15 protein-coding genes are annotated in these 15,401 nt (G+C 64.3%); 14 read left to right on the plus strand and 1 reads right to left on the minus strand.

The genetic code is table 11. The annotated features are described in order from the left end of the window. Positions 1 to 436: 436 nt before the first annotated feature. From ACFEMD_RS21550 to ACFEMD_RS21600, 11 genes are all read left to right on the plus strand, one after another. Positions 437 to 4,630, plus strand: coding sequence for a hypothetical protein (locus ACFEMD_RS21550; protein ID WP_394743327.1), 4,194 nt, complete (start codon positions 437 to 439; stop codon positions 4,628 to 4,630). A 70-nt stretch (positions 4,631 to 4,700) separates the two neighbouring features. Next, a complete protein-coding gene (locus ACFEMD_RS21555) occupies positions 4,701 to 5,576 on the plus strand; it encodes a hypothetical protein (RefSeq protein ID WP_394743328.1) in 876 nt (291 codons plus the stop codon). Between the two features lie 130 nt (positions 5,577 to 5,706). Then, positions 5,707 to 7,749 carry a DUF7389 domain-containing protein gene (locus ACFEMD_RS21560; RefSeq protein WP_394743329.1) on the plus strand — a complete coding sequence of 681 codons (2,043 nt, stop codon included), beginning with the start codon at positions 5,707 to 5,709 and terminating at the stop codon, positions 7,747 to 7,749. Further along, complete coding sequence (locus ACFEMD_RS21565; RefSeq protein ID WP_394743330.1) at positions 7,746 to 8,204, plus strand: hypothetical protein; 459 nt, start codon at positions 7,746 to 7,748, stop codon at positions 8,202 to 8,204. Before ACFEMD_RS21560 ends, ACFEMD_RS21565 begins: the two co-directional genes overlap by 4 nt. Positions 8,205 to 8,404: 200 nt before the next feature. Then, entirely contained in the window at positions 8,405 to 8,953 is a 549-nt protein-coding gene (locus ACFEMD_RS21570) for a hypothetical protein (protein WP_394743331.1), read from the plus strand. Next, entirely contained in the window at positions 8,953 to 9,246 is a 294-nt protein-coding gene (locus tag ACFEMD_RS21575) for a hypothetical protein (RefSeq protein WP_394743332.1), read from the plus strand. Before ACFEMD_RS21570 ends, ACFEMD_RS21575 begins: the two co-directional genes overlap by 1 nt. Then, the gene (locus tag ACFEMD_RS21580; RefSeq protein ID WP_394743333.1) at positions 9,246 to 9,383 is read left to right on the plus strand and encodes a hypothetical protein; all 138 of its coding nucleotides are present in this window, start codon (positions 9,246 to 9,248) and stop codon (positions 9,381 to 9,383) included. The genes ACFEMD_RS21575 and ACFEMD_RS21580 overlap by 1 nt, the downstream gene beginning before the upstream one ends. A gap of 143 nt (positions 9,384 to 9,526) precedes the next feature. After that, positions 9,527 to 11,053, plus strand: a complete 1,527-nt coding sequence (locus ACFEMD_RS21585) for a hypothetical protein (RefSeq protein WP_394743334.1) — start codon at positions 9,527 to 9,529, stop codon at positions 11,051 to 11,053. 207 nt (positions 11,054 to 11,260) lie between these two features. Continuing rightward, positions 11,261 to 11,815 (plus strand): hypothetical protein, encoded by a 555-nt coding sequence (locus ACFEMD_RS21590; protein WP_394743335.1) that lies wholly within the window; start codon positions 11,261 to 11,263, stop codon positions 11,813 to 11,815. Then, on the plus strand, positions 11,812 to 11,973 hold the full coding sequence (locus ACFEMD_RS21595; protein ID WP_394743336.1) for a hypothetical protein: 162 nt from the start codon (positions 11,812 to 11,814) through the stop codon (positions 11,971 to 11,973). The genes ACFEMD_RS21590 and ACFEMD_RS21595 overlap by 4 nt, the downstream gene beginning before the upstream one ends. Continuing rightward, positions 11,973 to 12,170, plus strand: a complete 198-nt coding sequence (locus ACFEMD_RS21600; protein ID WP_394743337.1) for a hypothetical protein — start codon at positions 11,973 to 11,975, stop codon at positions 12,168 to 12,170. The genes ACFEMD_RS21595 and ACFEMD_RS21600 overlap by 1 nt, the downstream gene beginning before the upstream one ends. Before the next feature lie 505 nt (positions 12,171 to 12,675). Here the strand turns inward: ACFEMD_RS21600 and ACFEMD_RS21605 are convergent. Next, positions 12,676 to 12,942 carry a hypothetical protein gene (locus ACFEMD_RS21605; protein ID WP_394743338.1) on the minus strand — a complete coding sequence of 89 codons (267 nt, stop codon included), beginning with the start codon at positions 12,940 to 12,942 and terminating at the stop codon, positions 12,676 to 12,678. A gap of 253 nt (positions 12,943 to 13,195) precedes the next feature. On the opposite strand from ACFEMD_RS21605, the gene ACFEMD_RS21610 reads away from it, so the two are divergent. From ACFEMD_RS21610 to ACFEMD_RS21620, 3 genes are all read left to right on the plus strand, one after another. Continuing rightward, positions 13,196 to 13,348, plus strand: a complete 153-nt coding sequence (locus ACFEMD_RS21610) for a hypothetical protein (RefSeq protein WP_394743339.1) — start codon at positions 13,196 to 13,198, stop codon at positions 13,346 to 13,348. 136 nt (positions 13,349 to 13,484) lie between these two features. After that, the gene (locus ACFEMD_RS21615) at positions 13,485 to 14,147 is read left to right on the plus strand and encodes a hypothetical protein (protein ID WP_394743340.1); all 663 of its coding nucleotides are present in this window, start codon (positions 13,485 to 13,487) and stop codon (positions 14,145 to 14,147) included. Beyond that, a complete protein-coding gene (locus ACFEMD_RS21620) occupies positions 14,147 to 15,400 on the plus strand; it encodes a helix-turn-helix transcriptional regulator (RefSeq protein WP_394743341.1) in 1,254 nt (417 codons plus the stop codon). The genes ACFEMD_RS21615 and ACFEMD_RS21620 overlap by 1 nt, the downstream gene beginning before the upstream one ends. Position 15,401 lies beyond the last annotated feature (1 nt).

Genomic DNA, 15,401 nt, shown 5'->3' on the forward strand with positions numbered 1-15,401 from the left:
AACGTGGTACTAAATAACTTGTCCTATCTATCACACATAGTGACCAAACACCGCCGATTAAGATAACTAACGGAGAGCGGTAGACCGCTGGGAACGAACCGTTCCCACAACCGGAGGTTATTTATCCCCGTACACGAAATGATAGGAGTGTCTCGCACCCGGCCGGGATTGAACCACCCCGGCGCTACTCGATAACCTCCCGGGGCGGGACGTGAGATAAGTATGAACCGCCGGACGCTGCAACACGCCCGACGATGTATCGGACGCCCCGTAACCAGCGGGGCGAGTGTAGTCATGTTGAACCCATCAACGCCGAACGGCTCCGACGTCGATGTGTGTCGAGGCCTTCGAGGCCGACACGGTAATTCCTTACACCCCGTGTCGGTTATGTCTTACGGTCGGGAACGCCGTGAGAACACCGTGAACGGGGTGAAAAATGGAGTCTGAGGTTATTCGAGACCACCTCGAACGGGCCCTCGAGAACTCGCCGAGTCTCGACTCCGTCCCCGGCCTGATCGCCCGGGCCGAGGTCCCGCCGTCGGAGGAGGCCCGCGAGATCGCTGGCGATCTCCTCGACCTCGAGGTCGCCTCCTCGCCTGGGGAGGAGACCGACGGCTCGGAGGGAGGGAGTGAAACGACCGACCGAGGCGGAGAAGTGTCAACCAACCCTCAGACAGAATCCCCTAATAGTAATACTATAGCCGATTCTGTCCAAGGGGCGAACTTACAGGTCGACGAAAAATCGCCGGACGGGGTGGGGGAGATCCCATGTCAAGATAGAGAGTATGAACGTAACGAGACTAATCAGGATTCTAACTCTAAACCCGAGTGGCGGGAGTGTTTCGAGACGGCGATCGAGTGGTTCGGCGGCCAGATAGATCGGGATATCCGCGCCCACGGCGAACACGGCGAACACCCCGACCGACCCTCGACGGCCCGGGAGTACTACAAGAACCGCGGCTGGGACGACGAGACGATCGAGGCGAAAAAGCTGGGATACGCCCCGGCGAACGACGGGGCCCTCGTCTCCCACCTCCTCCGGGAGGGCTACGACAAACAGACGATCCGGGCGACAGGCCTCTTTAGCGAGGGTATGGGCCGACTTTGGACCGGCCGGTACGTAATGCCGTACCTCGACGAGAACGGCGAGGCGGTGTACGCTATCGCCCGGGAGACGGCTCCCTCGAGCGGAGAGGAGAGACACCCCGCCGACGGTATGCAAGGCAAGTACGCCAAGCCTATGACCACGGCCCCGTACGTTCGGGTCGAGGAGCCGATTTACGGCCAGCAAACGCTCGACTGGGAGGGTCCGGTACTGATCACCGAGGGGATCGCCGACGCGATCACGGCCCACGAGGCCGGGTATCCGTGTCTGTCCCCGGTGACGAAAGAGTTCAAGCGCGAACACTACGAACCCCTCGTCGATCTCCTCGAGGATCACGACGTCGATCAGGTGTTCCTCGTTCAGGACTCCGAGGCCCCCGGATCCTCGATCGTCGATCGGACCGAGGCGGGCGGCGACGTCGGCCTCGAGATCGACGGCCTCCCGCCGGGCCTCGAGGGCGCCGTTAAGACGGCGAAATACCTCGAGGATAACGGCCTCGACGCCCGTGTCGCCGAGGTCCCGCGCCACGGCCTCCGCAAGGTCGACCTCGACGATTACGTTCAGTGGTGGACGTACACACCTGTCGACGTGAACCCGGCCGACCTCCCCGAGGAGGTCTCCCCGGCCGACCTGTTCACCCAGCGCGACGAGGAGGGCGGCGAGTGTCTCGGCCCGATCCTTCGGTCGGCCCGCCCGGCCTCCGATCACTGGGCCGCTGATCGGGTCGAGTACGATCGTCAGCGGGTCGAGAGGGAGATCACCGAGGCGACGACCTCCGACGTCCCCGGAGCCGACAAGTCGACCGAGGGCGGGTCGGCCCTATGGGATCTCGAGATCACCGACGTTTGCCGTTTCGGCGAGGGAGACCGCGGAAAGAACCCCCTGGGCCACACGGGAGACTCGGAGAACTATTTCGTCGTCACGGGGGAGGGGACGGCGTACGACTTTAAGCGAAATGTGGCGTACACGGCCCTCTCGTTCCTCGCCGTCGAGGCGGGGGAGCGTTCGGTCTCCGATCCGAACGGCGAGTTCAGCGACGAGGAGATATTCGAGACGTGGCGACACGCCAAGGACCGAGGCCATATCGCCGCCGACGACCCGATCCCACGCCGGGCCCTCGTTCACGTCGCCACCGACGACCTGGGGATCAGCGACGATCCCGCCGACCTCCCCGACGGGTGGCGGATCCCTAACGAGGCCTGGAACGACGCCCTCGAACACGTCGAGGAGGAGTACGGAGCCGATCCCGGCCGCCACGAACAAGGTTCGTACGACGACGATCGAGAGCCGCAACACGTCTCGGCGATCCCGACGGGAGAGCTCGACTCCCTGTCGATCGAGGAACGCCGGGAGCAGGCCGCCGAGGAGGGCCTCGAGTGGCCCACGACCGACGAGGTCCGTGATCGCCTCGAGAACGCTATCGTGAACGAAATGCGGGCGAATAACATGTCGGTGATCGACGCCCCGACGTCGGCCGGAAAGTCCCACACTATCGCCACGACGCCATGGCTGAACCGGGCGAACGTCACCGACGAGCGGCCCGTTATCCACTTCCACGCCACCCGAGAGGCCCGTGATCAGGCGTTCGAGGCCTCGAAACAGGCCGGTGTCTCGACGAAAAAGATCAAGGGGCGGAACGAGGCCTGTCCCGTCTCCCGGGGCGAGTTCGACGACGAACTCTCGACGCCGCCTAAGTCCCGCCTCGAGGACGTCTCCCGCTGGTTCAAGGTCGTTTGTGACGACCGCGGGATCCCGTTCTCGACGGCCCACAAACACCTCGAACAACACAACGACGGGCAACTCCCGTGTACGTGTGAGGGGGAGGAGTGTGAGGCGATCGCCCAGTGGGAGAATATCCCGACCGACGACGACGGGATCGCCACGTTCGACGTCCTACACGCCACTAATCAGTTCATGCACGTCCCGAGCCTCCGTCGGTACACGAACATGCTGATCGACGAACTCCCGGACTTTACGAACTACTCGATCACCGACGACACCGGGGGCGCCAAGGGCCGACTCTCCCAGGAACGGATCAAGTCGGCCGTCGGAGCGTACCTCCGCGAGATCGACACCGCCGTAACCTCGTGGGACAGTTTCGTTCGGCTGGCCGAGGCCGACGATCTCTCCGGGACCGACGCCGCGTTCGAGTTGGATCAGGTCGTTTCGGACCTGCAAGACGAGGACGCCGTCGGCAAAGAGTGGTACTTTAACGACCCGAACGCCCACGTCCTCGCCCCGTCGATCGCCCGGGCCGTGTTTTACGCCCTGAACGACGACTCCGACTCGAACGGCCGGTATCAGGCCTCGGTAACGCACACGCCGCCTCGCCTCGATCAGCAGGCCCACGACTCCGACATGTGGAATCAGGAATACGTCTCCGTCGTGATCGACGAGGAGAGGAGGATCCGAAAGATCCGACAGGTCCCCTCCCTGCAACTCGCCCGCTCCGTGATCGGCCTCGACGCCCACCCGACGATGGAGCTTTGGCAGCTTAACATCGACTCTCGAAAGGCCGAGTACCGTTCGGAGGTCGACCTCGTCGAGATCCTCGACCGAGACGAGAGGCGTCTCTGGCGACAGTACGAGCGGGGCCTGCAAGTCGTTCAGGTCGGGACCGCCACCCGAACCCTCTCGAGCGATTACGCCGCCGAGAACTATTTCGACGAGGCGAAAACGCGCGCCCTGATCGAGCACCTACACGCCGAGTACGAGTCGTTCTCGACGTGTGTCACGACCTCCTCGGTCGAGAGTAAGATCGTCGAGATCATGGAGGAGACCGGTATCACGATCCGGCGAGACGAGGACGGGGTTCAGAACACGATGCACTACGGCGAAGAAAAGTCACGGGGCGACTTCGGAGACGAGGACATAGGCCTCGTGAACGGGTGTGTCGACCCCGGAGACGATTACGTGTACGATATCCTCGCCGAGTACAACTCCGACGCCTCGGCCGAACGCCGCCGCCGAGACGTCGAATGCGGACAGTGTGACGGCGACGGCTGTCGTCACTGCGAATGCTCGAAATGTGAGGGCGACGGCTGTTTCGACTGCAACGAGACCGGCCTCGCCCGCGCCAAGGGTCGAGGGTTCGTCGGAGAGGACGTCGACACCGCCGAGTCGATCCTCGCCTCGGTCCGTGAGAACCACGTCGCCCAGGCCGCCGGGCGGTACGCCCGGAACGCCGGAGATCGGGGCGACACCGCCCGTGTGTTCGTCCGGACCGACGCCGTCCCCGACGGCTTTGTCGACGTTCAGGTCCCCGGTGTCGAGAAGGTGTTCACCGACAAACAGGCCCTCGTCGTCGAGACCCTCCGATCCTCGACCCGAGGCGTCACCGCCCGGGAGATCAGCGACACGAACGATATCTCGAACCGACAGGCCCGCCGGACCCTGAACGACCTCTCCGAACGCGGGATCGCCGTGAAAGACGACTCCGGCGGCGCCACGACTCCCACCGTGTACACCGACGGTGGCCGTGACGTCCCCCGCTACGGGATCGTTATGCTGAACCCCGGCGAGTAACGTCGTTCCCAGGCCGCTCCCACGGAGGGAAACACTTTAGTCCTCCCCGACTGTACAGTAGGTCGTAGTCATGAACGGACCCACCGACGCTACGACCGGTATGGGCGGGATCGACATGTCGACCGATATCGACGACGGTATGGGCGCCCTCGGGGGCCTCGTCGTTCTCGCCACTATGGCCGAGGCCGCTGAACAACTCGAGGAGGCCGGGAACACCGAGGAGGCCGAGGAGATCCTCGACGAGGTCGAGGAGAGTCTCGAGGATTTCGAGACGTTCGAGGAGGCCCTCGACGACGATCTCGAGGTCCAGGCCGAGGCCGACGACGAACGCGGGTTCACGCCCCTCTCGGAACGCCTCGAGGAGACCGAGGAGGAGTACACCGACCCGGCCGAGACCGGCGAACTCCCCACCGAGCCGACGGACATCGACAATATCGCCGAGGGCGTGTTCCACGACATGCAGGAACTCGAGGAGGGCGACACGATCGAGGCCGAGTTCGTCGATCGACGCGACAGTACGCCGTACATCCGACAGGCCCGTGTCGCCGCCGTGAAAACGGTCGAGGAGGACGATATCGTCGGAGCGGTGTTCCTCGATATCGACGACGACGCGTTCAACCTGAACGCCCTCGTGTGGGCGACGGGCCACGTCTCCGCCCCCGGCGGGAACACGTACCCGTTCCGCCTCGCCGAGGCCACCGTGATCGAGAACGACGACGAGGTCCTCGAGGCCCTCGATCACGAGTTCGAGGGCGCCGAGGTGGTCGACGATCCCGCTTACGAGTATCGAGTACACCCCCAGGGCGGGTTTTTCGTCCGGCGTGAGTTCGACCGGTTCGAGGAACTCGGCCTCGAGGTGAACAAGGTTCAGTCGGAGGACGGTGGGTCGGTGGCGTACCTCTCGGAGGAGACCCAGCCCGAGGTCGACCCTGTCCCGGTGGCGTAAACCGGCGTAACGACGGCTCTTTTTAGCGCGTTCGGCGTTTATTCACCCACTACACATTTCTGTGAACACTCCGGGAACGGGTTTCGGTGGTTTTATTAGGGATAGCACACAACAGTAGGGTGTAGTCATGATGGACCAACTCACCGACGCCGAGCGGAAGATTGCAGAGATCGAGATGGGCGACGAAATTGTGTTCGGAGACCGCAAACAGGCCCTCGAGGTTCAGTCGATCTCCGTCGAGACGTACCGATACAACGACACCGATTTCGGCCTGGGTTTCCGCCTCACTGTCGAGGGATCCCGCGGAGGAGTGTACCGCCTCTCGGCTGATCGACACGGCCGTACCGTCTCCGTCGAACGAGTCGAGGAGAAGATCCTGAACGAGCGGGAGTACCACTCCCGCGGTACTGTCGAGGCCGCCTCGATCGAGATCGTCGACAAGGGCGAGGGCGACGACCTCCCCACCGAGGCCGAGGACCTCCTCGAGTACGAACCCGGCGACGAGATCACGTTCGAGGCCGACGGGATCGATCGCCGCACCGAGACGATCAGGCGGACCGAGAGGTCGGGCCACACCGTTAAGGTCTCAACTACGGGCCCGGCCCGCGGAGATCACCACACCGACACGTACGTTCTCGAGGCCCGTCCCGAGTCGATCACCCGCGACGACGTCCTCCGTTTCACCCTGATCGAGGGCGGCCTCGACGGCGACGTGATCCGGTACACCGACGACCTCTCGTTCGGAGAGGAGATCGAGACCGACGGCGGTCTCGAGTGTGTTATGGGCGGTTGTCCCGAGAAGGCCACCCACGACGTCGAGACCGAGACCGCCGGGGACCGTGTCGTCGACATGGAACTCTGTGAGGGGTGTCTCCGCCGGGAGCACCAGTACGGGAACGTGATCTCCGAGACCCGCCTCGAGGCCGACTCCGGCCGAGAGATCATGGCCGACGGCGGAGTCGACCCGGAGGCCCTGTTCCTCGACGGCGGCCACCTCGCCGATTACGAGACCCTCGCCGACCTCGAGGAGGGCGACGTCGTGATCGTCGACGGCGACGCGTTCGAGGTCGATTACCTCGGAGAGGCCGAGTTCATCGATCCCGACCACGGGCGGAACGCCCACCGATCGGCCCGGCTGTACGATCGGAACGACGCCGGGGGACGGATCGAGGTCGGTAAGGTGAACATCGACGACGATCGGGAGGTCGCCTCGATGTTCGTCCGGAACAGGTTCGGGAACGCCACCGAGTTCGACCGGGTCGAGGTCCGAACCGCTGGCGAGGTCCTCGAGTGTGTCGAGGCCACGGACATGTACGACCGAGAGGAGGAGATCGTCACCGACGGTGGGGCCGAGCGTAAGCCCTGTGGGGAGTACCACCCGCTACCGTGTGGCCTCGACCGCGAGTGTCCGTACACGGGACAGGGAGGCCTCCCCGATCGGAGCGACGACGACTCCGACGACGATCCCGAGGAGGCGGCCCTGATCGCCGACGGGGGCCGCCCGGAGGACTACGACCCCAGCGAGTACGATCCCGACGACTTTACCCCGTCGGAGCCGTCTCGACCGATCCCCGACGGCGGTGAACGCCTCGAGGAGGGCCTCGACGCCACGGCCGAGTTCTCATACGACGGCCGGACCGCCACGTTCTCCGGAACGATCGAGACGATCACCGACGACGGTGTTCGGATCCGGAACGACCGCGGGAGTACCCTCACCGCCGAACCCCAGCATGTTCACACCGGCCGGCGGATCGTCACCGACGGTGGCCGCGAGTACCCGTTCCCAGCCGAGGAACTCGACGGCCGTCCCGTCGAGGGCCACGAGTTGATCACCGAGAACGCCGACGGCGAGAGTGTGGTGGTCTCGACCCACGACACGACTCGAGTCGACGAGGTCGCACCCGACCACGACGTCGCCGCCGAGGCCCTGGCCGTCGCTGGCCCGGAGGAGTCGACCGATCGGCGCCATACCGTGAGTGAGTCGGCCGACAAGATCACCCTAAAAACCAAGGTGAAACGCGGGAGCGGTACCCGGGATCAGGATACGATCGAGGCGAAAGTCAAGGGCAACGACCCCGACGAGACGGTCCGCAAGCTGAACCGTGTGGTCCGAAACCTCGAGGAGACGGCCCAGCAGGCCCGCGGCCTCGGGAACGGGGGTGGCGGCGAATGAAGGCCCCGATCCGGTTCCTCGAGGAACTCGCGTTCCGGGAGTTCATCGACTCCCAGGCCGACGCCACCCAGCGGGCGGCCGAACGCGTTCTCGAGCGGCGTGGGTTCGAGGTGATCACTACCGAGGAGTGGGTGATCTCCGCCCGAGAGATCGGAGAGGACGCCGGGCGGGCCGAGGCCCTCGCCTCGGTGGCGTTCCCGCTGTTCGAGGCGTTCAAGAACGCCGAGGGCCCACGACGACAGAGGATCCTCGCCGAGATCGAGGACTGTGGGTTTCAGGTCGGCAAAGAGACCCGGGCCCGACTCCTCGAGGCCGACACCGGGGAGGAGGTCCTCGCCGAGGAGGAACTCGACGACCTGGGGGCGGTGGCGCCGGGCCCCGACGCCTCGGAGATCGTCCTAAAGGCCGACGTGTTCGACGAGGAACACGGTGTCGACGTCGAGAGTAACGCATAGGTCGACAGGCGAGGCGGTCCGATACTTTCCTTTCGGCGACTTTCGAGTCGGGTCTCGCGGCCGATCAGCGGCCCTCTCGAGGCCAGCAGAAACAACCCTCGTGACATAGGCGCGGGACCCTCGAGGCCTCCGTTCTCAGAGTGTGATCAGATTCCGACAGACTTAATACGGATACCACACAACTGTAGGGTGTAGTCATGATGGAACCACTCACCGACGCACGGTACGGCGACGAACTCGAGATCGAGTACGAACACCTGGGCGAAACGACGTGTACCGCCACCGGCCGCCTCGTCGAGATCGACACGACCTCCGACGGCGAACTCCTCGGATTCACCCTCGTCGAATACGACCCGCTGGGTATCGGGGACGGCGTTCACGAGTACATCGTTCAGGCGAACGGAGCCGTCGACTTTAACGCGCGCGGGACCGGTGGCGAATACTCCGAGGTCGGCCGCCTCGAGGACGTCTCCGTCACCGACGAGGAGAGCTCCGACGACGATCTCGAGTACGGCCACCTCGAGGGCGCGATCGTCACCGAGGACGGCGATCACATCGGAACGATCGAGGAGGTGTACACCGAGGGCGGCCGCGAGCGGTTCCTCTCCGAGCGGGCGAACAGCGACAAGGCGTACGTCGGCCTCGCCGAGGACGTCCTCGAGAACCTGGGCGAGACCGCCGGCGACGTCTCGTTCGTCCTCGACACCGCCCCCGTCGAGGTCCTCGCCCTCGAGGAGGTGACGGCCTAATGTCGCCCGACGAGATCGAGGCCCTCCTCCGATCCCGCGCCGACCTCCTCGCCGCTGATCTCCGGGACCTCGACGCCGTCGGCTGGGTCGAGATCGACGTCGTCGACGAGTTCGCCCAGGTGGCGTACGTCCGGTGTGGTACTCGGCCGCGAGAGGAGTACGGCGAGTCTCTCGATATCACGTCGATATACGACACGGGCCGGGATCACGACACCGAGATCGAGTGGTTCGGCGGCCCGTGTTACTACGAGGCCTCGATCTTTGCCAGCGACCTCGAGGAGGTGACGGCCTAATGTCGGAGGTTTGTACTGTCTGTCGGAACGTGTTCGACTCGACGTGGCGCCTTGAGGGCCCAGGCGAGGGCGTCGCCTGTTCGACCGAGTGTCTCGGGGACCTCCTCGAGGCCCACGGAGCCGACCTCGACCGATAACTCGCCGCCTCGCCTATTTCTCCTCACCGACCTCTCGTTCCTCTCGTAGCTACGGCCCGATAGCTACCTATTGCGTTCCCAAAGTGTGACCACACTCCGACAGGCTTATTACGGATAGCACACAACTGTAGGGTGTAGTCATGATGGACCAACTCACCGACGCCGAGACGGAGAACGAGTACACGAACATCGCCGACCTGCTGGCCGACCTCGACGAGGTCCCGACGCCGTACGGCGGGAACGACCCCGAGATCAAGTACGTTCACCCCGGCAAGAAGTACAAGGTCGCTGGGAGCGACCTCGAGTTCGAGATCGTCGCCCTGTACCCCGACGCCCTGATCGACGGAGTCGTGATCCTCGAGTCGACCGACGGCTCCCCGCTCCTACACGAGTACGAGAACGAGAACGGCGGGGCCTCCCGACAGGCCCTCGAGGCGTGGCTCCCCGAGGAGGATCACCGGGCCGCCTACACCGTCGGCGGGATCCTCCAGAACCTACGCGAACTCGAGATCGGCGAGGTCGACCACAACAGCTACACCGAGGCCTACCACGAGGAACTCGATCGCCGCGAACGCCTCGACCTCGACGACGGCGAGAACGAGACCGAGGCGGTGGCCGACGGCGGCCAGACGGTCGAGGAGGCCGACTCCGACGACGATAACCCCACCCTCGAGGTGGGAGAGGACGTCGTGGTCCGCTTTTCCAACAGGGACGCCCCCGATCGGGAGGGGACAGTCACCCACGAGGTCCTCCGCCCCTCGAAAGAGCGGTACGTGATCGACCTCGACGACTCGGCGGACGAAATAGCGTACGATGCGGATAACTCGACCGTGTGGTTCACCTGTGCCCACGACGCCAAGGCTGATCTCGAGGACGGCAAGTACGTTCACCCCGTCGAGGCCGTCGAACCGCTCCCCACCCTCGAGGAGTTCGACCACGACGACGAGGACGGCTCCGACAGGTTCGAGGCCCCCGACGTCCCGCTAACGAACGGAGACGAGGCCGACGCCGTCGCCGTCGTGATCGACGCCGAGGAGGAGGCCCTGTACTATATCGCTGGGGAGGACCACGTCGATTACCCGACGACGATCCCCCAGGCCGGAGGAGACGGCGAACTCGAGATCGAGTACCCAGGCCCCGACGACACCCTCGACGACGATCGGTACGTCGCCCACGGAGAGGAGTACGACTCCGAGGGAGGCCAGAGACTCCGCGAGTTGATCGTCGATGTCGACGCCGCCCCCGACCCCGACGTCGTCGGTCTCGCCCGGTTCTATTTCCCCGTGGGGAGTGTGGCCCTCGACGACCTCGAGGAGATCACCGGGGCCGAGGCCGAGGAGGAGACCGAGGAGACGGTCGACCTCACACTCGGCAGCAGTACCCGAGGCCACGCCCGCGCCGTCCTCGCCGCCGGGCGACGGACCGCTCCCCGGGCCACCGGAGTACTCGATCCCGACGACGAGACGATCGTCACTGTCGACGATCACGAGGACCTCCTCCGCCGTCTCGAGCGGATCGACGGGTACCACCTCGAACTCACCGAACGCGACGTCGAGACCCTCCTCGAGGCCACCGACGCCTACGAGAACCGGCAGCGGAACCCGATCACCGCCGCCCACGGGGAGCTTATCGGGAAACTCCTCGTTCTCGAGGAGGAGTTCGAGGACTAAGATACGAATCTTAGACTCTCGCCTTAGAATCTTACCCGAGACTCCCGGGTTTAACTGATCGGCGGGCGAACCCCTATTCGCCGCTCGTTCGGCGGCGTCGTGGGTTCACTTCATCGTCGGGGCGTGTTTACGCCCCTCTCGTTCTCGAGACGTTCCCAGGGACCGATAGCTTTTAGTTCCGACGGCGTGATAACGTGTACGTAGTTCATGCTTGAATCCATCACCGGGAAGGGCGACGCGCCGTTCCGATCGTATCACGAAAACGTTGCAGACGCCGCCCTGATCGACGCCGAGGAGGGCGACGCCCTCGAGATCGAGATCGCCGAGGAACCCACGAACGGAGCCGACACCCACGAGTTCGACGCCGTCGTCGGGGAGACGTTCGGCCACGGCACGAGTTGTGTCGGGAACGAACTCGTCGAACTCGACGTCGACGGCCTGAAACACCCCCTGCTGGCCTGGGTAAAGACCGGGGACCTCGCCGTTCCCAGCGGAGCGACGCCCATGCACCTCGTCGAGGCCGAACCTGTCGACGGCCACGACACCCTCCTCGAGACCCTCGAGACGATTTTCGGGGAGGAGGCCGCCGGGTACGCCCCCGAGACCTCCGACGCCACGTACGAGGCCCGTGTCGACGACGTGTACGGCGGAGTCGAACGGACCGAGGCCCGCGAGGCCGGGTTCGAGATCGTCGACGTCGTCGAACACGAGGACGGCGGAGCTCTCCTCGAACTCGACCACCCCGCGGAGGGCGACGCATGAACTCGGGGAGCCTGATCGCCGGCCTCGGTGTCGGGTTCGGAGTCGGAGTCGTCGGTGGGGCCGGCGCCATGATCGCCGTGGCGAACGCCCTGAAAGAGGCCGAGAACGAGCAAAAAGAGGCGTTCCGTCGGGACCTCTCGAGCGGAGGTGTCGCCTAATGTCCGACGGTGGGGACCTGCTGGCCGCGGCCGTCGGGGCCGTCGTGATCGCCGTCGTCGTCGCCATGTTCGCCGCGGTCGTGTACGGGGCGTGGCTCCTCTCGACCGCCACCCTCGGGTTCGAGGCCTGGGCCCCGGCGATCGCCGTTACCGCGTTCCTCCTCGCCGCCGTCTCCGCGGCTGGGGCGAGCGCATAGCTGGCCCGCTGATCGACTTTCCGTATAGGACGATGGAAACCCCTCGCCGATAACTCCGACCGACTCGCGGCCCCTTCTTGCTCCGAGATCAGCCCGTTACTCGAGAGGCCGACCTATGGGCCCACGACTCGCCGGTAGGTAGGACGTTCTGGCGCCGTGATCATGAACCCACCACTCCCGGCCCTCGGGATCGGATCATGAAGTGTCAGCGAACGTAAGACGGAAACCAGACGTGTCTAACACGCACGCACGACCCCACCGTGTGAACCCGTCTCACCTATTAGACGACCTGGTACTATCCGTTCGGTTATGAGTCGAAAACCGCCGGACGGGGTGGGGTTCTCGAGGTGAACCTACCAACTCGCCATTGGACAGAATCGGCTATAGTAATACTATTAGGGGATTCTGTCTGAGGGTACGTTGACACTTTCCCTCCTCGGTCGGTCGTTACCACTCCCTCCCGAGTCGGTGGCGATCGGCGGAGAACGAGTCGGCGGTGGCGGCGCTATCGATCAGCGGCGACGTCGGCCAGCAGGTCGTACCCTCCGGCGACGATCACGTACAGCAGGGCGAGGGCGAGGGCGATCACTGGGAGCCCGACGAGGAGGGTGATCGCCGCCGAGTCGGAGTCGGCGACGTTCCCAGCGAGATACTGAACGACAGGGAAGGCGACGACGGCCGCGACGATCACGCCCGCCCTCACGGCGAGGTCGAGTTCGCTGATCCCGGTTCTGACGTCGGAGGCGGTCGAGGTGACGGTATTTAACACCATGTTCCCAAATTATGTTTCCTTGCAGTTAAGTTTTCTGTAAAGAACACGGCTGATTCGTGTTTGAACCTGGGAATACCGCCCGATTTCAGGCTCGAGAGTTAGGAAGAAAAACAACCTACATGTGACCCAGCGGCCCCGATCTCGGGGCGTTCCCGAACCTCGAGGAGGTGTTCCCAGCGTTCGTACAGTTAGGATATGCGAGATATTTGGATGTGGCGAAGGTTTAATGTGAAAGGGGCGATATTAAAAGCGTGTGCAGATCGAGAAGAAAATGAGCTCCGGAGAGCCCGAGGGGAAGGGTTTCGAGGAGTGTGTCGACTGTGGTGAAACGGTGTTCCCGATGTTCGGTGGGCAGTCGGGAAAAGTGAAATGTCTCGAGTGTGCCGGCGACGGGGCCGCGGGTTAGGCCTCGCCGGGACACTCTGGGAACTCTGTGGGAACGGGGTTTAAGTACACGGCGGTCTTTGTGTTCTCATAAGACGGTCGCCCCTGTCGGGGTGGCTTTTGCGACAGCCCGGCAGCAGCGGCCATGTTCAGCGATTATGGGAAACCTCCCTGTCCCTGTCGGCTGTACGCCGGACGGGATCGTCGAGGAGACCGACTCCCGGCCTCGGTCACCGATCGAGGCCTCGTCGTCGGTCGTTCAGACGGTCTCCCGGCCCAGCCGAGACGGCGACGACGGACCGTTCCGAGACCTCGATCAGTACTCCGACGTGTACCGAGATCACGTCCTCGAGGCCCCGGACGTTTGCAGCAATTGTTTCGGGATCACCCTCGTCGAGAGGTCGGAGCGGGTCCCGCCGAACGATCGAGTCTCCCTCGAGTTGAGTCGGTTCACTCGCCACCCGCGGAACACGACGACGGAGTACGCTCCGTCGCCGACGTCGGCCGGGAGTAAGGCCGTGTTCTGTGAGTGTGGTGTCGAGGGGAGCTCCGATCGCATTTGGTCCCCGGAGGACGTCGACAAGAACCAGTTCACGGACTTTATCGTGAATCTGGTTCGGGCCCTCCGCGAGAAGGGCGTGGCGTTCGACCGCCGGGCCCTGACGATGTACTCCCTCCTCGAGTACGACACGACCGAGGACGTCGATCAGGCGCTATCGGCGGGCCTGCAAAAGGCGAACGTCGTGGCGACGACGAAAGGCGACGAGACGGCCGAGCAGGCCCGTTGTGGTGCCGACGGAAATGGCACCGGTGCTAACTAATGAGCGACGACCTCGACCTCTCCGATCGGCAGCGGGAAGTGATCGCCCTCCTCCGGGAGCGGCCTCGAGACAAGTTCGAGATCGCCGACTCCCTGGGGATCGCCGAGAACACGGCCAAGTCTCACATCGAGGCGGCCCGTGATAGCGGCGTGACGATCCCGTACGACGCCTCGGCGGGTAAGTACTACGTCGAGGCCACCGACGAGGTCCGTCGGATCAGTACGCAACACACGGCCTCGATCACCAAGCAAACGAACGAGTGGGCGACGGAACAGGGCGCGACGATTATCCGCCGCCTCGAGGGGAAAGACTCCCTGATCACGCCGCCGGACCTCACCCCAGGCGCGGCGACGGTCGTGGCGGTGATCGGAGACTCCCATTTCGGCGACGTCGTCGAACGCGACACGGCCTCGGGATCGGTCGAGGTGTTCAACTCGGAGATCGCCGAGGAGTCGTTCGACCACTACACTCGCCGGGTCGTTCAGTACATCCGCGAGTTCCCGTACGACGTCGAGAACGTCGTTCTCGTTTGGACGGGCGACATGATCACGAACGAGGCGATTTACGACGGACAGGCGTTCGGCCTCGACGCCACTCTCCCCGATCAACTGTCGACGGCGATCGGGGCCATGGTCCGACAGGTAAAGACGTTCGCCGAGGAACTCGATCACGTAACTGTCGTCGCCCAGCCGGGGAATCACGGCAAGAGTCGGGCCTCCGGCGTGTCGAAACAGGCGAACATGGACCTGCTGGCCTATCGGTGGGTCCGTGATCGCCTGATCGAGTCGGAGTACTCCGACGGGATCCGGTTCATCGAGGCCGACGCCGCTCCGTTCGCCAACTTCGAGGTACGAGGCCACCGAGGCCACGTTCGACACGGCCAGAACACGCAAAAGCATGTCGACGCCACCTCGGCCTCGCAGTCGGACTGGCGAGGGTGGCGAGACCGCCACCGCTACGACTTTGCGATCCGGGGCCACCACCACACGTACCGGAAAGAGGACGTTCTGAACGAGTACCCGGTGATCACCTCGCCGTCGATGAAACCCGGCGACGACTTTGCGGAAAAGATCGGGTTCCCGGACTGTTCGACGGAGCGGAAACTCGGTGTAATGTGGTTCATGACCGACGACGAACCCGTCGCCTGGGAGCGGGCGATCACCGACGACGGCCTCGAGGCGTTCGGCCACGTTCAGCAGGCCCTCGAGGAGTCGACCGACGGGACCGACACCGCGGAGATCGTCGAGGTGTGAT

Source organism: Natronococcus roseus (assembly GCF_043677095.1).
Taxonomy (GTDB): Archaea; Halobacteriota; Halobacteria; order Halobacteriales; family Natrialbaceae; genus Natronococcus; species Natronococcus roseus.

Excerpts from the sequence above, each read along its gene's own strand:
- ACFEMD_RS21605 (WP_394743338.1), bottom strand. The coding sequence starts at position 12,942 with ATGGTGTTAAATACCGTCACCTCGACCGCCTCCGACGTCAGAACCGGG.
- ACFEMD_RS21560 (WP_394743329.1), top strand. The coding sequence starts at position 5,707 with ATGGACCAACTCACCGACGCCGAGCGGAAGATTGCAGAGATCGAGATG.
- ACFEMD_RS21600 (WP_394743337.1), top strand. The coding sequence starts at position 11,973 with ATGTCCGACGGTGGGGACCTGCTGGCCGCGGCCGTCGGGGCCGTCGTG.
- ACFEMD_RS21585 (WP_394743334.1), top strand. The coding sequence starts at position 9,527 with ATGGACCAACTCACCGACGCCGAGACGGAGAACGAGTACACGAACATC.
- ACFEMD_RS21580 (WP_394743333.1), top strand. The coding sequence starts at position 9,246 with ATGTCGGAGGTTTGTACTGTCTGTCGGAACGTGTTCGACTCGACGTGG.
- ACFEMD_RS21550 (WP_394743327.1), top strand. The coding sequence starts at position 437 with ATGGAGTCTGAGGTTATTCGAGACCACCTCGAACGGGCCCTCGAGAAC.
- ACFEMD_RS21565 (WP_394743330.1), top strand. The coding sequence starts at position 7,746 with ATGAAGGCCCCGATCCGGTTCCTCGAGGAACTCGCGTTCCGGGAGTTC.
- ACFEMD_RS21595 (WP_394743336.1), top strand. The coding sequence starts at position 11,812 with ATGAACTCGGGGAGCCTGATCGCCGGCCTCGGTGTCGGGTTCGGAGTC.
- ACFEMD_RS21575 (WP_394743332.1), top strand. The coding sequence starts at position 8,953 with ATGTCGCCCGACGAGATCGAGGCCCTCCTCCGATCCCGCGCCGACCTC.
- ACFEMD_RS21620 (WP_394743341.1), top strand. The coding sequence starts at position 14,147 with ATGAGCGACGACCTCGACCTCTCCGATCGGCAGCGGGAAGTGATCGCC.
- ACFEMD_RS21590 (WP_394743335.1), top strand. The coding sequence starts at position 11,261 with ATGCTTGAATCCATCACCGGGAAGGGCGACGCGCCGTTCCGATCGTAT.
- ACFEMD_RS21615 (WP_394743340.1), top strand. The coding sequence starts at position 13,485 with ATGGGAAACCTCCCTGTCCCTGTCGGCTGTACGCCGGACGGGATCGTC.
- ACFEMD_RS21570 (WP_394743331.1), top strand. The coding sequence starts at position 8,405 with ATGGAACCACTCACCGACGCACGGTACGGCGACGAACTCGAGATCGAG.
- ACFEMD_RS21555 (WP_394743328.1), top strand. The coding sequence starts at position 4,701 with ATGAACGGACCCACCGACGCTACGACCGGTATGGGCGGGATCGACATG.